18 protein-coding genes are annotated in these 18,797 nt (G+C 70.4%); 16 read left to right on the forward strand and 2 right to left on the reverse strand.

The window, feature by feature from the left end; genetic code table 11:
- Positions 1-36: 36 nt before the first annotated feature.
- The 11 genes from BQ7106_RS09890 (at position 37) to BQ7106_RS09940 (ending at position 12,873) form a co-directional block, all read left to right on the forward strand.
- Positions 37-894 carry a PTS mannose/fructose/sorbose/N-acetylgalactosamine transporter subunit IIC gene (locus tag BQ7106_RS09890; RefSeq protein ID WP_072374976.1) on the forward strand — a complete coding sequence of 286 codons (858 nt, stop codon included), beginning with the start codon at positions 37-39 and terminating at the stop codon, positions 892-894.
- Complete coding sequence (locus tag BQ7106_RS09895) at positions 894-1,748, forward strand: PTS system mannose/fructose/sorbose family transporter subunit IID (protein ID WP_072374979.1); 855 nt, start codon at positions 894-896, stop codon at positions 1,746-1,748. Before BQ7106_RS09890 ends, BQ7106_RS09895 begins: the two co-directional genes overlap by 1 nt.
- 95 nt (positions 1,749-1,843) lie before the next feature.
- Complete coding sequence (locus BQ7106_RS09900; RefSeq protein WP_072374982.1) at positions 1,844-2,182, forward strand: hypothetical protein; 339 nt, start codon at positions 1,844-1,846, stop codon at positions 2,180-2,182.
- 6 nt (positions 2,183-2,188) lie between these two features.
- Positions 2,189-3,943: a class I mannose-6-phosphate isomerase gene (locus BQ7106_RS09905; RefSeq protein ID WP_072374985.1), complete on the forward strand. Its 1,755-nt coding sequence runs from the start codon at positions 2,189-2,191 to the stop codon at positions 3,941-3,943.
- 5 nt (positions 3,944-3,948) lie between these two features.
- Positions 3,949-4,788 carry a Cof-type HAD-IIB family hydrolase gene (locus tag BQ7106_RS09910; protein WP_072375561.1) on the forward strand — a complete coding sequence of 280 codons (840 nt, stop codon included), beginning with the start codon at positions 3,949-3,951 and terminating at the stop codon, positions 4,786-4,788.
- 155 nt (positions 4,789-4,943) lie between these two features.
- Positions 4,944-5,396 carry a MarR family winged helix-turn-helix transcriptional regulator gene (locus BQ7106_RS09915; protein ID WP_072374988.1) on the forward strand — a complete coding sequence of 151 codons (453 nt, stop codon included), beginning with the start codon at positions 4,944-4,946 and terminating at the stop codon, positions 5,394-5,396.
- A gap of 439 nt (positions 5,397-5,835) precedes the next feature.
- Positions 5,836-7,659: a hypothetical protein gene (locus BQ7106_RS09920; protein ID WP_072374991.1), complete on the forward strand. Its 1,824-nt coding sequence runs from the start codon at positions 5,836-5,838 to the stop codon at positions 7,657-7,659.
- Positions 7,660-7,803: 144 nt separating this feature from the next.
- Entirely contained in the window at positions 7,804-10,293 is a 2,490-nt protein-coding gene (locus BQ7106_RS09925; RefSeq protein WP_072375564.1) for an ATP-dependent helicase, read from the forward strand.
- 111 nt (positions 10,294-10,404) lie between these two features.
- Positions 10,405-11,169: a mechanosensitive ion channel family protein gene (locus tag BQ7106_RS09930; RefSeq protein WP_072374994.1), complete on the forward strand. Its 765-nt coding sequence runs from the start codon at positions 10,405-10,407 to the stop codon at positions 11,167-11,169.
- 302 nt (positions 11,170-11,471) lie between these two features.
- Positions 11,472-11,960 (forward strand): S-ribosylhomocysteine lyase, encoded by a 489-nt coding sequence (locus tag BQ7106_RS09935; RefSeq protein WP_072374997.1) that lies wholly within the window; start codon positions 11,472-11,474, stop codon positions 11,958-11,960.
- Positions 11,961-12,171: 211 nt separating this feature from the next.
- Complete coding sequence (locus tag BQ7106_RS09940) at positions 12,172-12,873, forward strand: 5'-methylthioadenosine/adenosylhomocysteine nucleosidase (protein ID WP_072375001.1); 702 nt, start codon at positions 12,172-12,174, stop codon at positions 12,871-12,873.
- Between the two features lie 83 nt (positions 12,874-12,956).
- Here BQ7106_RS09940 and BQ7106_RS09945 read toward each other — a convergent pair whose 3' ends face one another.
- Complete coding sequence (locus BQ7106_RS09945; protein WP_072375004.1) at positions 12,957-13,820, reverse strand: DegV family protein; 864 nt, start codon at positions 13,818-13,820, stop codon at positions 12,957-12,959.
- 126 nt (positions 13,821-13,946) lie between these two features.
- On the opposite strand from BQ7106_RS09945, the gene BQ7106_RS09950 reads away from it, so the two are divergent.
- The 5 genes from BQ7106_RS09950 to BQ7106_RS09970 all read left to right on the forward strand — a co-directional run bounded on the left by BQ7106_RS09950 (position 13,947) and on the right by BQ7106_RS09970 (position 17,710).
- Positions 13,947-14,540, forward strand: a complete 594-nt coding sequence (locus BQ7106_RS09950) for a DUF1836 domain-containing protein (protein ID WP_072375007.1) — start codon at positions 13,947-13,949, stop codon at positions 14,538-14,540.
- A complete protein-coding gene (gene nhaA, locus BQ7106_RS09955; protein ID WP_072375010.1) occupies positions 14,537-15,982 on the forward strand; it encodes a Na+/H+ antiporter NhaA in 1,446 nt (481 codons plus the stop codon). Before BQ7106_RS09950 ends, nhaA begins: the two co-directional genes overlap by 4 nt.
- Positions 15,983-16,098: 116 nt before the next feature.
- Positions 16,099-16,731 carry an alkaline shock response membrane anchor protein AmaP gene (gene amaP, locus BQ7106_RS09960; RefSeq protein ID WP_072375014.1) on the forward strand — a complete coding sequence of 211 codons (633 nt, stop codon included), beginning with the start codon at positions 16,099-16,101 and terminating at the stop codon, positions 16,729-16,731.
- Positions 16,732-16,734: 3 nt separating this feature from the next.
- Complete coding sequence (locus BQ7106_RS10695; RefSeq protein ID WP_083527012.1) at positions 16,735-17,097, forward strand: DUF2273 domain-containing protein; 363 nt, start codon at positions 16,735-16,737, stop codon at positions 17,095-17,097.
- Positions 17,098-17,140: 43 nt separating this feature from the next.
- A complete protein-coding gene (locus BQ7106_RS09970; RefSeq protein WP_083527013.1) occupies positions 17,141-17,710 on the forward strand; it encodes an Asp23/Gls24 family envelope stress response protein in 570 nt (189 codons plus the stop codon).
- Here the strand turns inward: BQ7106_RS09970 and BQ7106_RS09975 are convergent.
- Complete coding sequence (locus BQ7106_RS09975) at positions 17,707-18,681, reverse strand: D-isomer specific 2-hydroxyacid dehydrogenase family protein (RefSeq protein WP_072375018.1); 975 nt, start codon at positions 18,679-18,681, stop codon at positions 17,707-17,709. The two genes, BQ7106_RS09970 and BQ7106_RS09975, sit on opposite strands and share 4 nt — an antisense overlap.
- Positions 18,682-18,797: the final 116 nt, after the last annotated feature.

The raw sequence follows: 18,797 nt of genomic DNA on the forward strand, positions 1-18,797 counted from the left end.
CCCCCACGGGGCACCACTCACGGAAAGGTGGTACGTATGGTAATCAATGTGTTCCAGGCGGCGCTGCTCGGCCTGTTCGCCTGCCTGGCGTCGATGCCCGGCCTCGGCGGCACGTCCATCGGCAACTACACGCTCGGGCGCCCGCTCGTGGCCGGCCTCGTCGTCGGCATCATTCTGGGCGACATGACGCTCGGCATCATCGTGGGCATGGCCATCCAGGTGGTCTACATCGCCCTCGTCACCCCGGGCGGCACCGTTTCCGCGGACGTCCGCGCGGCATGCTACATCGGCATCCCGCTGGCCATGATGGCGGTGCGCGCCCAGGGTCTCGACCCCAACAGCGCCGACGCCGCGGCTCTTGCCACGACCCTCGGCGCCACCTGCGGCACCCTCGGCGCCATCCTCTTCTACGGCACCGCCACCATCAACCTCGCCTGGCAGGGCATGGGCTGGAAGTGGCTCGAGAAGGGCGACACCCACAAGCTCTACCTCGTGGACATGGTCCTTCCCTGGATCTCCCACATCGTCTGCTCCTTCATCCCCACGTTCGTGATCGTCTACTTTGGCCAGGACATGGTCACGTTCATCATGAACAGCCTGCCGATGGACGGCCTGCCCATGAAGACGCTGTTCGCGCTCGGCTCGCTCCTGCCCTGCGTCGGTATCGCCATTCTGCTCAAGCAGGTCATCGCCAAGCCCACTGACTTCCTGACCTTCTTCTTTGGCTTCACGCTCGCCGCGGTCATGGGCTGCAACCTCATCGCCTGCTCCGCCATCGCGTGCTTCTTCGCGCTCATCAACTTCCAGATCTCCACGCTCAAGAACCGTCCCGTGGTCGCCGCCGCCTCCGGCGAGCTCACCGCAGCCGACGACGAGGAAGAGGAGGACATCTAATGGCCGAGAACACCGTCGCCGCCAAGGAAGGAAAGAAGGTCTCCAAGAAGGCCCTCTCCAAGTCCTTCCACAACTGGTACTACGGCAACCTCACCTGCTTCTCGCAGGAGCACATGCAGACCTTCGGCTACCTGGTCTCGATGCTCCCCATCGTCGAGGACCTCTATGACAAGAAGGAGGACCAGCAGCGCGCGCTCACCACGTACTCGGCCTTCTTCAACACCGAGCCCCAGATCGGCTCCATGATCGTGGGCGTCACGGTTGGTCTCGAGGAGGCCCGCGCCAACGGCGAGGCCATCGACGACGAGACCATCAACGGCATCCGCGCCGGCCTCATGGGCCCGCTCGCCGGCATCGGCGACTCCCTCATCGTGGGCACGCTCATCCCCATCCTTCTGGGCATTGCCATGGGCCTCTCCGAGGGCGGCAGCCCGCTCGGTGCCATCTTCTACATCGTGGTGTGGAACCTGCTCGCCTACTTTGGCATGCGCCTGGCGTACTACCGCGGCTACGACCTCGGAGGCGCCGCGGTCGAGGCGCTCGTGGGCCCCAACGCCACCGCGCTTCGCGACGCCATCGTGATGGTGGGCACCATGGTCATCGGCGCCGTGGCCGCCACCTGGGTCTCCATCTCCACGTCGCTCCAGCTCCCCGGCGGCGGCACGCTCCAGGGCACGCTTGACGGCATCTACCCCAAGCTCCTGCCCCTGGGCTTCACCATCCTGTGCTGGTGGCTCATGACCAAGAAGAAGGTCAGCCCCATCGTCACGATGCTCATCCTGCTCGTGATCGCCTTCCTCGGCGCCGCGGTGGGCTTCTTCGGCGCCGCCACGATCGCCGCGCCGACCGCCTAGTCACGCTCGTACCGCATCGCTCGAATACCTCCTTCTGCCCGGGCCGCCATCTCCCCCTGCGCGGCCCGGGCTCCCCGCCATAGAGAGGACCTGACATGGCTCTTGACACCTCCGGCTGGACGCGCGCGGACCTCGTCCGCGAGGCCAAGCTCCAAACCGACGCCATCCAGCGCCTGAACGTGTGGCTGCGCATTGGATACTCGCTGATCGCCCTGGGCTTCATCGTGGGGTACTGGGGCCTTTACGGAGAGGGCGGCACGGGGTTCGGCGCGCTCGGGGTTGCTCTGCTCGCGGTGGGCGCCGTGGCGTCGGTCGTCCTCAAGGTGGGGACCACCAACGCCAAGAGGAACGTGCGGGCGATCCTCGCCGCCGCCGACGTCGACCTCGACGCGCGGCGCGACGGCGGGGGAGCCGAGGAGGACGAGGGGAGGTAGGTCGCGGTGGCAGGAGGCTATGACAGGTTCCCGACGGTGAGGGTTCCGGGGCACGAGGTCCTTCTCGGCTACGACGCCCTTGTGGGCGCGCTCGAGCGTCGCGTCGGAGCGCTTGGGCGGTCGGGCGCAGATCGCGTGGTCCTGGCGTGCGACTCCTACCCGGGGGTTCGCGACGACGAGGTCCTGGGGGCGCTCGGGTCGCTGCGGCCCGAGGTCCTCATCGACACCCGCGACCTCTTTCCCGAGCCCGACGAGCTCACGCGCCGCATGGAGCCCTTCCTCACCGACGACCGCGTCTTCGGGCGCATGTGCTTCGGCGAGCTCGAGGACTTCATGGACGCCGCCGCGCTCGTCTCGGCCCGTCGGCGCGTGGAGGAGGCGCGCGGCCTCGTCGTGGTGTGCGGGTTCGGCGCGGCGCTCGTGCATCCCGGCGACGTGCTCGTCTACTGCGACGTGACGCGCTGGGAGATTCAGCTCCGCTACCGCGCCGGGATGCCCAACTACCGCTGCGACAACGGCGACGACGACGTCCTGCGCAAGATCAAGCGCGGCTACTTCGTGGAGTGGCGCCTCGCCGACCGCCACAAGGCGCGGCTGCTCGGTCGCGCGGACTATGTCGTTGACACCGTTGACGCCGAGTCCCCGCGCGCCGTCACGGGCTCTGCGCTTGCGGATGCCCTGGACGTGGCGTCGAGCCGGCCGTTTCGCACGGTGCCCTACTTTGACCCGGGCGTCTGGGGAGGGCAGTGGATGCGCGAGAGGTTCGGTCTTCCCGGCGAGAAGCCCAACTACGCGTGGGCCTTCGACGGAGTTCCCGAGGAGAACGCCCTGGCCCTCGCCTTTGACAACGCCGTGGTGCGCGTGCCGGCGATGGACCTCACGCTCCTGCGCCCCCTTCCCCTGCTGGGGGAGGGGGTCTACGCGCGCTACGGGGCGGAGTTTCCCATTCGCTTTGACCTGCTGGACACCATGGGCGGGCAGAACCTGAGCCTGCAGGTCCACCCCACGACCGACTACATCAGGCGCGCCTTTGGCATGGCCTACACCCAGGACGAGAGCTACTACATCCTCGACGCGAGCGAGGACGCCTGCGTCTACCTCGGGTTGAGGGAGGGCGTCGACCCCGAGGAGATGATGGGGGCCCTCGAGCTGGCAAACGCGGGCGGCGCACCCTTTGACGCCGAGCGCTACGTGAACCGCATCCCCGCGCGCCCCCATGACCACTTTCTCATCCCCGCGGGGACCGTCCACTGCTCCGGGGCGGGGACCATGGTGCTCGAGATCAGCGCCACGCCCTACCTGTTCACGTTCAAGCTCTGGGACTGGGGGCGCACGGGTCTGGACGGCCGCCCGCGCCCGGTGCACCTGGGGCACGGCAGGCAGGTCATCCGCTGGGACCGCGACGAGGGGTGGGTGCGGCGCAACCTGGTCGGCCGGGCGCGCGAGGTCGACGAGCCGTGCGGCGCGGCGCGGGTGGAGCGCACGGGACTGCACGAGCTCGAGCCGCTCGAGACGCGCCGCTACACGATTGGGCCCGGCGCGCGCGTCCTTCTCGACACGCGCGGCACGGTGAGCGTGCTCAACCTGGTCGCGGGGGAGGAGGCGGTCGTGGGGAGCCCCGCGGGCGCCTTCGAGCCGATGCCCGTGCACTACGCGGAGACCTTCGTCGTGCCCGCCGCGACAGGGCCCTACACGGTGGAAAACGTCAGCGCATCGGACGTTGTGCTCGTGCGCGCGTACGTCCGCGGGATGGAGGGGTGATGGTGATGGGGCGTGAGCTTTCCCCAGGGAGGGGTGACGGGCCGGCCCTGCCGTCGGCCGTGTTCACCGACGTGGACGGTACGCTGCTCGACGGCTCGCACCGCGTGACTCCGCGCGCCGCCGCCGCTGCCCGCGCGCTCGCGGAGCGGGGCGTGCCGCTCGTGCTGGTCTCGGCGCGGATGCCCGAGGCGCTCTCGGAAATCCAGGCGCAGCTGGGCCGTCCCGGCCCGGTGGTGTGCTACAGCGGTGCCTACGTGCTCGACGCCGCGGGCGCAGAGCTGCTGAGCTGTCCCATCGCGCTCGGATGCGCGCTCGAGGTGCGCGACTACGTCGCCTGCGACGTGCCCGACGTGTGCTGCATGGCCTACGGCTACCATAGCTGGGTTACGTCCGACCGGCGCGACCCGCGCGTCGCCCGCGAGGAGGGCATCGTGGGCGTGCGCTCGATCGAGGGCCAGCTCGAGGACCACTTCTCGGAGCGCGGGCTTCACAAGTTCCTGCTCGTGGGTGAGCCCGACGCGATAGCGCGCGCCGAGCGGGAGGTGGGGGCGGCCTTTCCCTCGCTCGCGGTGGTGCGCTCGTCGGCGACCCTGTGCGAGGTGATGAGCGGGGACGCGAGCAAGACGAGGGGGGTTCGTGCGGTCTGCGAGCACCTCGGCGTCTCGCCGCGCGACGCGGCCGCGTTCGGCGACGGGAGAAACGACATCGACATGCTCCGGTCCGTCCCGCAGAGCTGGGCGATGGCCAACGCCCCCGCCGAGGTTCGCGCCGCGGCCGCCCACGTGACCGCGCTCGACAACGACCACGACGGCTTTGCCGAGACGATCTTTTCGCTTCTCGGCTGAGGCGACGCTGGTCCGAGAGACGTATTTCCGGTGATGCTCGGGGGGGTGATGCTGTGGACGGCGCGCAAAAAGTTGCTACCATTACCATTCAGTCGGATGTCGGGGCGGGGGGCTGGAACCCCGCGAGCTCGCTGGAAAGGACGAGTCGCACGGCGATGGACTACGAGGACGCAGCGAAAAAGCTCATCATGTACTCGAGGGGCGTTGCCAAGGGCTCGATTGGCACGGCGTACGGCATGTCGATGGGGGAGGACCCGGTTCTGGAGTACCTCTCTCGTCAGGACGGCGGGATGAACCCGTCTGACCTGGCCGAGAGGCTCGGCTACACGCGCCCGCGCATGACGCGGATCTTGGACTCGCTCGAGGCCAAGGGCTACGTTCGTCGCGTCCCCGACGAGCAGGACCGGCGCCGCGTGATCGCCTACTGCACCGAGAAGGGTCACAGCCACGCGCACGACCACAGCTCGAGCGGCGTCTCGAGCCTGGCCGCGACGCTGCAGAAGATGGGCGAGCACGATGCCCGCGAGCTGCTCCGAGGCCTTGAGGTCGCCTACAGTCTCACCTACGACCAGGACATCACCATCGGCGACTCCGACGAGGGGAAGTAGCGCCGCGCGCAGCCGGCGTGACGGGCAGGCGACGGCCATAGCCCGCCCGACGGCGCCCGCCGCGCGAGCTCGGTGAGGTCGAGGGTCCCGTCCCCCTTACCGGGAGTCCCTCAAGTATCCCGCTTTCCTGTAGAGTGTCCATGGTAGCCGCGTCGCTTCTACTCGAATCAACGTTTCAGCGAACATCGATTCTAGGGCACGGCCGCCGTCTTCCCGGGAGGCCCGTACACCACAATTCGACACACGATCCGTTTGGGGCGGAGCGGATGCCGCGGAGCGACAGGGTCCGCGCCAAGCGCACGCTCTGGCGACAAGATCCGTGCTTGGGGCGCGGGGTAACGACGGAGGTCGGCGTGCTTCCCGCTCCGTCGGGCGTCGAGCGGCTATCATGAGGCGGTGCGGCGCCGCTGCGCCGCCCAGCCGTCCGGAAGGAGCAGCCATGCCCGAGCGTTCCGTCGCGCCCCGTCACGCGACCGCGGCCCCGCGCGACCGCGGCAGGCGGCTGGTAGCCCTCGCCGTCGCCCTGGTGGCTCTTGTGGCGAGCCTGCCGGTCCTTCTCACCTACCTGCCCTACACGCCCAACCAGGACCTGATCTTCCACCTGTACCGCATCGACGGGATCGCGCGGGGGCTCGCCGACGGGCAGTTCCCCGTGCGCATGCAGACGGTCCAGGTGAGCGGCTACGGCTACCCGGTCTCGATCTGCTACGGAGACCTCTTCCTCTACGTGCCCGCCGTGCTCCGGCTCATGGGCCTCTCCATGCGGGCGTCCTACGGCGCCTTCGTCCTTCTCGTCAACGCGTTCTGCGCGGCCGCGACCTACCTGTGCTTCAGGCGCATGCTCTCGTCGCGCACGTCGGGGCTGCTCGCCTGTGCGCTCTGGACGCTCTCGCCCTACCGCCTGCTCGACGACGTCTGGCTGCGCGGGGCCGTGGGGGAGTACCTCGCGCTCGGCTTCTTCCCCGTGATCGCCTTCGGGGTCTACTGCGTCTTCTTCCCCGAGCGCGAGGGGGCGGCCCGCGGCGGATGGGCGTGGTGCTCGCTCGGCGTGGCGGCCGTCGTCTACTCGCACATCATCAGCATCGTCCTGGCGTTCGTGCTGTTCGCGCCGGTCGTCGTCGCCCTGCTCGTTCGGCGGCACGACGCTCGCACGCTGGGACGCCTCGCGCTCGCCGCGGCAGCGGCGCTGCTGCTCTCGCTCGCCTTCGCGGTGCCCTTCCTCGAGTACTACCAGTCGGCCGACATGCGCGTCACCGCCAAGACGGCGGCCATGACGCGCAGCGACGCCGCCAACAACGCGCTCATGCCCGCGCAGCTCCTCTTCTTCCTGCCCCGGGTCACGGGCCTGAGCTACGCCCTCGGCGAGCCGCTCGAGCTCGAGATGCCCTTCTCGGTGGGCTGGTCGCTCGTGCTCGGGGCGCTGCTGTGGGTGGCGCTCATGGTCGAGCCGGGCCTGCGCGGCCGCGTGGCGCGCCCCGTCCGCGCGCTCGGGTCGCTCGTGCTCGTGCTCGCCGTCCTCATCGCGTTCATGAGCACGGCGTACTTCCCCTGGAACCAGGCGCTGCCGGGACCGCTCGACGCGGTGGTCTCCGTGCTCTCCAACATCCAGTTCCCGTGGCGCCTGCTCGGCCCGCTCTCGTTTGCCCTCGTCTTCCTGGCGTGCCTCGCGGCGCGCTCGCTCGCCGCGGCGCTCTCCCCGGGTGCCGCGCGCGCGGCCGTCGTGGCGCTCGTGGCCCTCTCGTGCGTCGAGGCGCTGGCGGGTCTCACGAGCTACATGACGCTCGCCGACGCGCTCCCCGAGGACTACGTGGGCGTGGACGGCCAGGGCGGCGTGGCGAGCAGCGAGTACCTCCCCGTCGAGGCCGACAAGCCGGGCATGATAGCCGACGCGGACCCCGCGCCCGAGGCCTCCGGCGACGCCGAGGTCCTCTCGTGGAGCCGGAGCGGGGTCGACTTCGAGCTCGAGGTCGCGGGAGGCGAGACGGGCGGCTCGGTCTCGCTGCCGCTGCTCGACTACCCCGGCTACGAGCTCGTCAGCGAGCCCGGGGGGTGCGAGCTTGCGCGCGGCGACGCCTGGACGCTCTCGGTGGAGGTCCCCGCGGGCTTCGAGGGCACGGTGCGCGTCGCCTTCGTCGCGCCGCCCGCGTGGACCGCCTCGCTCGCCGCGAGCGCGGCGACCCTCGTCGGCTGCGTGGTCGTGCTGGCGGGGCCGCGGGCGGGCGCGCGCGGCTGCTCGCGTCGCGCTCTGTGGGTTTCTCGGTGACGCCCCCACTCTGTCCGGTCGGGCGGCTACACTCTTAGGGCACGAGAACTGCCGAGAAGAACGTGGGGGTTCCATGACCCAGAACCAGCAGAGCCTGTTCGCGCCCGACCGGACAGAGTGGGGGCGTCACCGAGAAACCCACAGCTGTTCGCGCCCGACGCCGCTCCCGCCCGCCCGGCACCCGCCGCCCCGACCGTCGACCTCGCCGGGCTCAACCCCGCCCAGCGCGAGGCCGCCGAGTGCACGCGCGGGCCCCTGCTCGTGCTCGCCGGCGCGGGCTCGGGCAAGACGCGCGTGCTCACGTACCGCATCGCGCACATGATCGCCGACGAGGGCGTGCGCCCGTGGCAGGTGCTGGCCATCACGTTCACCAACAAGGCCGCCGCCGAGATGCGCGAGCGCCTGGAGGCGCTGCTGGGCGGCGGGACGCGCGGCATGTGGGTGTGCACCTTCCACGCCATGTGCGTGCGCATGCTGCGCGAGGACGGCGAGCTCGTTGGCTACCGCCCCAACTTCACCATCTACGACGACGATGACTCCAGGCGCCTGGTCAAGGCCATCATGGCCGACCTCGACATCGACCAGAAGTCCTTCCCGATGAACTCGATCCGCTCCAAGATCTCCTCCGCCAAGAACGCGCTCGTGGGCCCGGACGAGATGGCGGGCTCCTCCAACCCTGCCGACCGCGCCGCCGCGCGCGTCTACCGCGAGCTCGACCTGCGCCTCGCCAAGGCGAACGCCATGGACTTCGACGACCTGCTCGTCAAGACCTTCGAGCTGCTCTCCCGCCGCCCCGAGGTGCTCGAGCGCTACCAGGACCGCTTCCGCCAGATCAGCGTGGACGAGTACCAGGACACCAACCACGTCCAGTACGCGATCACCAACCTCCTGGCGGCGCGCCACCGCAACCTCATGGTCGTGGGCGACGACGACCAGTCCATCTACAGCTGGCGAGGGGCGGACATCCAGAACATCCTCGACTTCGAGAAGGACTACCCCGACGCCCGCGTGGTGCGCCTCGAGCAGAACTACCGCTCGACGGGCCACATCCTTGCCGCCGCCAACGCGGTGGTGGCCAACAACGCCCGCCGCAAGCCCAAGCGGCTGTTCACCGACGCGGGCGACGGCGAGAGGATCCGCGTGTTCCAGGCCGCCGACGAGCGAGACGAGGGCCGCTGGATCGGGTCGGAGATCGAGAAGCTCCACGACGGCGGCACGAGCTACGACGACATGGCCGTCTTCTACCGCACCAACGCGCAGTCGCGCATCCTCGAGGACATGTTCCTGCGCGCGGGCGTGCCCTACAAGATCGTGGGCGGCACGCGCTTCTTCGACCGAGCCGAGGTGCGCGACGTCATGGCCTACCTCAAGCTCGTCGTGAACCCCGACGACGACGTGGCGGCCCTGCGCGTGGTCAACACGCCCCGGCGCGGCGTCGGGACCACCTCGATCAACAAGATCCGCGAGCTCGCGGCTGACGAGGGGGTCTCGTTCTTCAGCGCCTGCGAGATGGCGATCGCCGAGACGGGCCTGCTCGGCGCCAAGGTCCGCTCGGCGCTCGCGGAGTTCACGGGCGTGATCGAGGCGGGGCGCCACTTCACCGGGGAGCTCTCGGACGTGGTTGAGGCCATCGTGGAGCGCTCGGGGCTCATTCGCGCGCTCGAGGCCGAGCACAGCGTCGAGGCCGACGGTCGCATCGAGAACATCCGCGAGTTCATGGGCGTCGCCGCCGAGTTCGACGAGACGCACGACGCGGTGGAGACGCTCGAGAGCCTGGAGCAGCTGCGTGCGGCAGGGGCGATCGAGCCCGTCGGCGCCGAGCCCGGGGCGACCCCGCTTGCCTCTGGCTCACGCTCCGCGAAGTCGCCCGAGACAAGCGGGGACGTCCCGGGCTCGGCGCCTGCCAGTCTCAGGCCGCCCGTGGCCTCCGAGAAGCTGCCCGCGCTCATCGAGTGGCTGGCGCTGCGCTCTGACCTCGACGCTCTTGCGGGGCAGACGCACGCGGTGACCATGATGACCATCCACTCGGCAAAGGGCCTGGAGTTTCCGGTAGTCTTCGTGGCCGGCATGGAGGAGGGCATCTTCCCGCACACCTCCTACGACGGCGACCCGGAGGGCGTGGAGGAGGAGCGGCGCCTCGCCTACGTGGCCATCACGCGCGCCCGCAAGAAGCTCTACCTCACGCACGCGACGACGCGCCGGACCTTCGGCTCGGTGCAGGCCAACCCGCCGAGCCGCTTCCTGAACGAGATTCCCGCCGCCGACGTGGAGCGCGTGGGCGTGGGCTCCTCGGGCTTCAGCGGCGTGGGCTGGGAGAAGCGCGGCGACCGCCACGGCACCTTCGGCAGCGGGCGCGGCTCCTCTGTCTACGGCGGCAACGTCTTCGGGTCGCGCACCCGCTCCACCGGCGGCGCGCCCCGCGCCTCCGAGCTGGCTGGCGCCCGCGCGGCCGCGCCGGCGCGCCCCGCGCCGTCCACGTCCTTCTCGCCTGGGGACCAGGTCTCCCACAAGACCTTCGGCCCCGGTAAGGTGATCGCCGTCACGGGCGACACCATCGAGGTCAAGTTCACGCGCACGGGCAAGACCAAGAAGCTCCTCAAGGGCTTCGCGCCGCTCGTCAAGATCGAGGGGTAGCGGAGGGGTTGCCCCCCCATGCCGAGATGTATGCGTGCGCATGGATTTGCCCTCGAGAACGATTGATGCGTGCGTACGCATAAGGGGCATGACGGGAGAGAGGAGAATCGCATGGAGCATCTCATCGGCGTTGACATGGGCGGCTGGCTCGACAGGGGCGTGACGCTCGTCGTTGCCGTGGCAATCGCCGCGCTGGTGCAGCGTGTGGTGGTGCGGCTCATGCACCGGCTGCTCGATGCCTCCAACCTGCCGAGTGCATCGATCTTCATCAACATCGTGCGTGCGCTCATCTGGGCGCTCGCGCTGCTCAGCGTCATGCAGCCCGTCTTTGGCGTGGACCCGGCGGGCTTTGTCGCCGCCCTCGGCGTGGTGTCGCTCGCCATCTCGCTCGGCATGCAGGACACGATCTCCAACATCATCGGCGGCATCTCGCTCATGGTGAGCAAGTCCGTGCAGCCCGGAGATCGCATCACCGTGGGGCAGGTGACGGGCGAGGTCACCGACGTCACCTGGCGCAGCACGACCGTGCGCGTGCGCGGCGGGGCGCAGGAGGTCATCCCCAACTCCGTGCTGAGCAACACCTCGGTGCTGCACGTCACCGGCTGGACCGTGGGCTACTGCGGCGTGCCGATTGCGGTGGTGCCGGGTGCGGACCTCGACGCCGTGGCGCAGGAGTGCTGCGCGGTGGCGGCCCAGGAGCTCGCCGACCTGCTCGACCCCGACTTTGCGACCGACGTGGTCTTTACGGCCTTCACCGCCTACGGCACGCAGGGCGAGATTCGCCTGCACGTGAGGGACGACGTCGCGTTCTCGACGGCGCAGGACCGCCTCGTGCGAGCGCTCTCGGGAAGGCCGTGGCTGGCGAGCGCGCTGTAGGGCGCTGCGCGTAGGGTGTAGGCGCCAACCGACGGTTTCTCTACCCAGAGCGTCGCCGCGCGCCCACGGTTTCCAGGGTGTGGGCGCGCGGCGACGTTTTTCTCGCCCGAGGTGTCGTTTTGCGCCTACGCCCCGGTGACGTCCTCGATCTAGAGGATCGGCGCGGACAGGCGGGGGCCCGCGCCCGCTCGGGCCCTTGCCGAGGACGCGGGGCCGCCCCCAGTTTGCCCCAAGTTTTTCCTGCCGGCGCCCGACCGGCTACACTTAAGCGGCGAGAAGAACCCGCGACCCGGGGAGGCCCCATGGACAAGATCGCCAGCTTCACCGTGAACCACCTCGTGCTCGAGCCGGGCGTCTACGTGAGCCGCGTGGACGTCGACCCGGCGACGGGAGCCGTGGTCACCACCTTCGACCTGCGCCTCACCGCGCCCAACCGCGAGCCGGTCATGGACACCGCGGCTGTGCACGCCATCGAGCACCTGGGCGCAACCTACCTGCGCAACGACCCCGCCTGGCGCGACCGCGTGGTCTACTTCGGCCCGATGGGCTGTCGCACGGGCTTCTACCTCATCCTCTTTGGCGAGCACTCCTCCGCCGAGGTGGCGCCGCTCGTGCGCTCGTGCTTCGAGTTCATCCGCGACTTCGAGGGCGAGATTCCGGGCGCGCGACCTGAGGAGTGCGGCAACTGGCACGACGCGGACCTCACGGCCGCGCGGTGGTGGGCGCGTCGCTACCTCGAGGGCACGCTCGAGCACATCGACGAGGCGCACCTCGTCTATCCGGAGGCCTAGCGCCGGGCCCGCCGGGCGAGAAGTACGTGCGGATTCCGGTCGGTCTGCGGCCCAAAACCGTCCGCAACCCGCACCAAGTCGGAGTGCGTGCGGGTTGTGGTCGGTCTGCGGACCAAAACCGTCCGCAACCCGCACCTGGTTGGAATGCGTGCGGATTCCGGTCGGTCTGGGCCCCAAAACCGTCCGCAACCCGCACCTAAGGAGGCATGACATGAGAATCGGTATCATCGGTGCCATGGACGTCGAGGTCGACCACCTCAAGGCCGAGCTCGCGGACGCGCGGGCCGAGCGCGTGGCGGGCACGGAGTTCGTCGCGGGACGGCTGGGCGAGAAGGACGTCGTCGTGGTCAAGTGCGGCGTGGGAAAGGTGAACGCCGGAATCTGCGCACAGGTGCTCGCGGACCGCTTCGGCTGCACGCACCTCATCAACACCGGCATCGCGGGCTCGCTCGACGCATCGCGCCTGGACATCGGCGACCTCGTGGTCTCCACGGACTGCGTGGAGCACGACTTCGAGGTCGAGGAGCTGGGCTACGAGCCCGGCCTCATCCCCGGGCGCGACCGCGTGGAGTTCGTCGCCGACGACGCCCTGCGCGAGGCGGCCCTCTCCGCCGCGGCGGCCGTGGCGCCCGAGGTCCGCGCGCTGGCGGGCCGCGTGGCGTCCGGCGACCAGTTCGTGTGTCGCGAGCAGACGCGCCGGCGCATCGTCGAGCAGTTCGGGGCGCTCTGCTGCGAGATGGAGGGCGCCGCGATCGCCCAGGCTGCCGAGGCCAACGGCGTGCCCTTCGTCGTGGTGCGCGCGATCTCGGACAAGCCTGGCACCGAGGGGCAGGCCGTGGACTACGCCACCTTCGAGCGCGTCTCCGCCGAGCGCTGCGCGAGAATCGTCGAGCGGATGGTCGCCGAGCTGTAGCAATACGACGACGCCCCGTCCGCGGCACATGGTCGCGGACGGGGCGTCGGTCCCCGCCGAGTCCGAATCGAGGGGCCCGGTCCCTATAGCCCCTGCACCGCCATGCCCACGATGGTGGGGCCGGTGTGGACGAGCAGGTCGGCGGAGATGCTCAGCCGCAGGACCTCGACGATCCGGCTCACGGGCTCCACGCGCTCGCGAAGGCGCGCCTCGAGCTCGTCGTAGACGCTCGTGTCGTAGCTGCAGATGCCCAGGCGCACCTCGCGGTGCTCGCGCGCGTGCGCGGCGACGAGCTCCACCTCGGTGTCGAGCGCCCGCCTCCACCCGCGCGCCTTCTTGGCGATGACGTACTTGCCCTCCTCGCTGCACGTGAGGACCGGCTTGATGTTGAGCGCCGACCCCACGCGGTAGACGGTCTCGCTGATGCGCCCGCCCTTGCGCAGGAAGTCGAGCTTCTGGACGGCGAAGTACACGTGCGTGCGCTCGCTCACCCCCGCGAGCACGCTGCCGATGCTCTCGAGCGGCATGCCCGCCTCGACCTGTCGCACGGCCTCCATGACCACCATGCCCGCAGCGCCGCCGATGCTCCTGGTGTCGACGACCACCACCGGGAAGTCCTCCATCTGCCGCGCGACCATGCTCACGGTCTCGTGGGTCGCGGAGAGCCCCGACGAGATGGTCACGAAGACGGCGCCGACGTAGCCGTCGCGGCGCGCCTGCTCGAGGGTGTCGGCGATCTTCATGGGGGAGGGGAGCGACGTGGTGGGGACCTCCTCGCCGAAGCGCCTCACGACCTCCTCGGTGGTGATGCTCACGCCGTTCTCGTAGGTGGAGCCGTCGGAGTAGTTGATGCGAAGCGGGACGACGCGAACGTCGTGGGCGGCGACGAACTCCTCGGGCGTGTCGGTCCCCGAGTCCGTTATGACGGCGATGCGCTGCTTGTTCATGCTCTTCCCCCTCGCGACGTGACGCTCGGCGTCCCGGTCGGTATCATGGTGAGGTGACTATATCCCTTTAACATGGTTTTGAATACTAGGTAATCCGTTTCCGGAGACACTGAGGAGGTGGGCGGCATGTCAGACAGGACGAGGGCGCTGGTCCCGGCCCGCGTCACCGACGAGCGGCGCCGCGAGCTCGCGGAGCGCCTGGGGTCGGTGCACGTCTCGCGCATCCACGAGATGCCCCGGATCGAGCTCTACCTCGACCAGCTGCTCACGCTCGTGGCCCAGGAGCTCGAGTTCATGCGGCTTCCCGACGAGACCCTGGTCACGGGCTCGATGGTCAACAACTACGTCAAGCAGGGCGTGATCCCGGCGCCCCATCGGAAGCGCTACACGCGCCGCCACGTGGCGTCGCTGCTGTTCGTCTGCGCGCTCAAGCGCGTGTTCTCCATCGCCCAGGTGCGCCAGCTCGCCGCCCTCATCTGGACCTCAGAGCTCGACCTCGAGGCGCTCTACGACCGCTCCTGCGAGGCCCTGGAGCGCTCGCTGGCGGCGCGCTTCAGCTCGGGTGCGCCGGCCGAGCCCACCGTGCTCGAGCTCGTGGACACGAGCGGCCGCGCCGCCGACCCCGAGCTCGCGTGGCTGCTCCAGGCGGCCATCGACGCGCTCGCCGCGCGGGTCGTGGTGGAGCAGACCCTGCTTCTGGGGGAGGGAGAGGCGAGGTGACGCGCCCCGGGGCGATCTTCGACGAGCCGGCGGTCGTCCGGCGCCTCGAGCGCAAGGGCGCGCTGCGGGCGGTGACGGGCAGTTCCACCGTCGCGGCGGCGGTCATGGTGGGCGCCGCGCTTCTTGCGCTGGTGGTGGCCAACACGCCGCTCTACGACGCGGTCGAGCACGTGCTCGGGCTGCCGCTCGTGGTGGGCGTGGGGCGCCTCACGGTCTCGCTCACCGTCGAGCAGTTCGTCAACGACTTCCTCATGGCCGTGTTCTTCCTGCTCGTGGGCATCGAGCTCAAGTACGAGACCACGGTGGGGCAGCTGCGCCGCCCCCGCCAGGCCGCGCTCCCGATGCTCGCGGCGGTGGGCGGCGTCACCGTGCCCGCCCTCATCTACCTCGCGGTCAACCTCGCCCAGGGCGGCGAGCCGCGCGGATGGGCGGTTCCCATCGCGACCGACATCGCCTTCGCGCTCGGCGTGGTGTCGCTGCTGGGCGAGCGCATCTCGCCGGCGACCAAGGTCTTCTTCCAGACGCTCGCCATCGCCGACGACATCCTCGCCATCGTGGTGATCGCCCTGTTCTACGGGCAGGTCCCCCAGGTCGGGTGGTGCCTCGCGTCGCTCGCGCTCACCGGCGCGCTCGTCGCGCTCAACCGCGCGCGCGTCTACTCGGTCGCCCCCTACGTGGCGGTGGGCCTCGTCCTGTGGGCGTGCATGTTCAACTCGGGCGTCCACGCCACGCTCGCGGGCGTCATCCTCGCCTTCGCCCTCCCGAGCCGCTCCGACGTGCGCCTCTCCGAGCTCGGGGGCTGGCTCGAGCGGCGTGCGCGCGACCTCGAGGACGCCTACGACGACGAGCACCACGTCCTCGGGCAGCACGACTTCACCGACGGCGCCTGGAGAACCGAGCGCGTCATGCACCACGTCACGCCCCCGCTCCAGCGCATGGAGCGCTACGTGACGGTCTTCGTGAACTTCCTCGTGCTGCCGCTGTTCGCCTTCGTCAACGCCGAGCTGCACCTCGTGGGCGAGAACTTCGGGGCGCTGCTCGCGAGCCCCGTGGCGCACGGAGCCTACCTCGGCGCCGTCGCGGGCAAGCCCGTCGGCATCATCCTCGTGACGTGGCTCCTGGTGCGCCTCGGCTTCGCGCGCCTGCCGCGCGGCATGGACTGGCCGCAGGTCGTGGCGGTGGGGCTCATGGGCGGCGTGGGCTTCACCATGTCCATCCTCATCACGGGCCTGGCCTTCACCGACCCCGCCGACGCCATCGCCGCGAAGTGCGCCATCCTGCTCGCGTCGCTCACCTCGGCGGCGCTCGGCACCGTCTTCGCCCGCCTCGCCATCCGGGACGGCGGCCCGGGGGCGCGCCGGCGGCCGCCGCGGGGAGGGGCGCGGCGGCACGGTCCTTCTCGCCCGCCGCGCGAATCATGTCCGGGCCAAGGGGTATCCTAGGTACGTGGCCCGGGCACGTCCCCCCCGGGGCCCCGGAGCCGGGCCCCGCTGCGGAGGCGCTCGCCCGTGCCCCCCGTCCCGCGCGCCCGGCCCGTTCCGGCTGATTGGAGATTGGCATGAGTGGACTCAAGCGGCTGTGCACGGTCGTCTTCGTGCTCGCCTGCGCGTTCTCGCTGGCATCGCTGGCGCTCACGTGGTTCGGCCCCTGGACGGCCGCCGCGTCGGCGCTCTTCAACCTCGAGGCGTACGCCATAGCCGTCCTCGCGTGCCTGGCGGTGAGCGCGCTCGGCCTGGTGGTGCTGCTCTGCCGCGCGCTCTTCGCGCGCAGGACGGTGCGCACGGTCGAGATCGCCACCGTCGACGGCGGCGTGATCTCCGTCACGCGCGACGCCATCGCCGCGCAGGCCTCCCACATCGTCGAGGCGGACGGGAGCTGCGCCGCGGCGCGCGTCCGCGTGGACGCCAAGGCCCGCGGCCACATCCGCGTGCACGTGCGGGTGCTCCCGCACGAGACCGTCGACGTGGTCGCCAAGGGGGCCGAGCTGCACGAGGAGCTCGTGGACGGCCTGGCCGCCGTCTGCGGGGACAAGGTCGAGGACGTGAGCCTCGAGTTCGTGGAGCCCGAGTCCGTGACCGTCGCGCCCGACGACGAGGCGCCCGAGGCCGCCCCCGCCACGGGCGGCGGCGACGCCACGAGCGAGATCACGGTCTCCATGGGAGGCTCGCGCGAGTCCGAGAGGGAGGCGTAGCGCATGGCTGACGAGAGGACCCCCAGGCCCAAGATCAGCGTGGGCGAGAAGGACGAGGAGTGCCGCGACGACGCCGCGCAGGAGCGCCCGGCCGACGACGGTCGCTACACCGTCGCCGACGCCGTCCGCGACGGCGCGGGGCGCCTGAGCGCCTGGGTGAGCCGGACGTTCCCCGGCCACGAGCGGGCGTTCTGGGGCGCCGTGGTGGGCTTCGTGGCGGCGATCGCCTTTCTTGTCGTGGGACCGTGGCCGCTCGTGGTGATCGCGGTCTTCGTGCTCGCGGGCGTGGCCGTCGGCCAGGCGCTCGACGGCGACCCGAGGATCGTGAACACGCTCAGGCGCCTCTTCACCAGGGGCAACCAGTAGGCAGGACGTCGGCCGGGCGCCGCTCGGCAGCAAGGAGCGAGAGATGACTCAGAACGACACCGCACGTGAGCAGACGGACGCCAAGGGCGCCGACATCACCGTCGTCGAGGGGACCGCGGAGATCGTCGAGGCGGAGGCCGAGGGCACCGACATCGACCTGTCCGGCGACGACGAGGACGTCGACTCCGAGGACTCCCTCACCTTCTCCAACGGCGTGATCGAGAAGATCGTGGCCATCGCCATGCGCGAGGTCCCCGGCGTCGTGGGCATGAAGGGCAGCTGGTTCAACCGCGTGCAGGACGCCTTCGGCGCGAGCGACTCCACCAAGGGCGTGACCGTCGAGGTGACGCCCGAGAGCGCCGTGCGCGTGAACATCTCCGTGCTCATCGAGTACGGGGCGTATGCGCCGCAGGTCTTCGAGGATGTCAAGCGTGCTGTCGTGAAGCAGGTCAGTGGCATGACCGGGCTCGAGGTGGCGGGCGTGAACCTGCGCATCGAGGACGTCCTCACGCCGGAGGAGATCGAGCAGCGCAGCCGACGCGCCGCCGGTGCCGCCCGCGACGACAGGCCCGCGAGGGAGCGGGACGAGCGCGCCGAGAAGGACGAGGACTAGCGGACCTCGTGCGGCGTCGCCTCGCCGGAGGCGAAGGCGACGAGCGCCTCGACGTTGCTCCGGACCATGCCCTCGACGTCCTCTGCGGTGTAGAACGCCATGTGGGGCGTCACGATGACGTTGGGCAGCGCCATGAGCGCGGCCCGGTCGCGGTTGGGCAGGACGTCCAGGCCGCGGTCGAGGTAGTAGAGGTTCGACTCGTGCTCGATGGTGTCGAGCGCCGCGCCCCCTAGGTGGCCGGACTCGAGCGCGTCGAGCAGGGCGGCCGTGTCAACGAGGCTGCCGCGCGCGGCGTTCACGAGCACCGCGCCCTCGCGCATGCGCGCGAGCTCCGCGGCGCCGATCATGTGACGGTTCTCCGGGAGCCCCGGCGCGTGCAGCGTCACCACGTCCGACTCGGCGAGCAGCTCGGGCAGGCTCACGTACGTCGCGAGCCCGGCGCAGGGCGCCGGGTCGTACGCGAGCACGCGGCATCCGAAGCCCCGCAGCCGGCGCACCACGCAGGCGCCGATGGCACCCGTGCCCACCACGCCCACGGTGCAGCTTCCGAGCGCGCGCCCGATCTTTCCCTCGAGGGTGAAGTCCTGGGCGGCGGCGTGACGCTGGACGAGCTTCACCTTGCGCAGTGCCATGAGCGTCAGCATGACCGTGTAGTCCGCGACGCCGTCGGGCGGGTAGGAGGCGTGGGCCACGCGCATCCCGAGCTCGCGCGCCGCGGCGAGGTCGATGTGGTCGTATCCGATCGAGCGGGTGGCGACGCCGCGAACGCCGAGGTCGCGCCAGGCTCCGAGCAGCTCGCGCGTGAGGGGGCTGGTGATGACGCACACCCCGTCGGCGCCGGCGGCGAGCCCGGCGTTCGCGGTCGTCGGGTAGTCCTCCGTCCAGCCGTACTCGAAGCCCAGCTCGTGGGAAAGCGCGTCGAGGTAGCCGAGCTCGTCGTACGGGCGCAGCGAGTAGGCGAAGACCTTCATGGGGCATCCTCCAAGCGAACGTCTGTCTGGCCATGGGCGCGGGCGTGGGGTCGCTGCCCGGCTGAGGGGAGGCGAGCGCGCCGTTCGCGGAATCGTCGTCGCGTCCCCAGGTTGAT

Source organism: Thermophilibacter mediterraneus, from assembly GCF_900119385.1.
Lineage (GTDB): Bacteria > Actinomycetota > Coriobacteriia > Coriobacteriales > Atopobiaceae > Thermophilibacter > Thermophilibacter mediterraneus.

What these genes read in the sequence shown, in the direction of transcription:
- BQ7106_RS09970 (WP_083527013.1), top strand. Translation starts at nt 17,141, where the DNA reads ATGACTCAGAACGACACCGCACGTGAGCAGACGGACGCCAAGGGCGCC.
- BQ7106_RS09900 (WP_072374982.1), top strand. Translation starts at nt 1,844, where the DNA reads ATGGCTCTTGACACCTCCGGCTGGACGCGCGCGGACCTCGTCCGCGAG.
- BQ7106_RS09945 (WP_072375004.1), bottom strand. Translation starts at nt 13,820, where the DNA reads ATGAACAAGCAGCGCATCGCCGTCATAACGGACTCGGGGACCGACACG.
- amaP (WP_072375014.1), top strand. Translation starts at nt 16,099, where the DNA reads ATGAGTGGACTCAAGCGGCTGTGCACGGTCGTCTTCGTGCTCGCCTGC.
- BQ7106_RS09940 (WP_072375001.1), top strand. Translation starts at nt 12,172, where the DNA reads ATGAGAATCGGTATCATCGGTGCCATGGACGTCGAGGTCGACCACCTC.
- BQ7106_RS10695 (WP_083527012.1), top strand. Translation starts at nt 16,735, where the DNA reads ATGGCTGACGAGAGGACCCCCAGGCCCAAGATCAGCGTGGGCGAGAAG.
- BQ7106_RS09920 (WP_072374991.1), top strand. Translation starts at nt 5,836, where the DNA reads ATGCCCGAGCGTTCCGTCGCGCCCCGTCACGCGACCGCGGCCCCGCGC.
- BQ7106_RS09895 (WP_072374979.1), top strand. Translation starts at nt 894, where the DNA reads ATGGCCGAGAACACCGTCGCCGCCAAGGAAGGAAAGAAGGTCTCCAAG.
- BQ7106_RS09915 (WP_072374988.1), top strand. Translation starts at nt 4,944, where the DNA reads ATGGACTACGAGGACGCAGCGAAAAAGCTCATCATGTACTCGAGGGGC.
- BQ7106_RS09975 (WP_072375018.1), bottom strand. Translation starts at nt 18,681, where the DNA reads ATGAAGGTCTTCGCCTACTCGCTGCGCCCGTACGACGAGCTCGGCTAC.
- BQ7106_RS09930 (WP_072374994.1), top strand. Translation starts at nt 10,405, where the DNA reads ATGGAGCATCTCATCGGCGTTGACATGGGCGGCTGGCTCGACAGGGGC.
- BQ7106_RS09950 (WP_072375007.1), top strand. Translation starts at nt 13,947, where the DNA reads ATGTCAGACAGGACGAGGGCGCTGGTCCCGGCCCGCGTCACCGACGAG.
- BQ7106_RS09910 (WP_072375561.1), top strand. Translation starts at nt 3,949, where the DNA reads ATGGGGCGTGAGCTTTCCCCAGGGAGGGGTGACGGGCCGGCCCTGCCG.
- BQ7106_RS09935 (WP_072374997.1), top strand. Translation starts at nt 11,472, where the DNA reads ATGGACAAGATCGCCAGCTTCACCGTGAACCACCTCGTGCTCGAGCCG.
- BQ7106_RS09890 (WP_072374976.1), top strand. Translation starts at nt 37, where the DNA reads ATGGTAATCAATGTGTTCCAGGCGGCGCTGCTCGGCCTGTTCGCCTGC.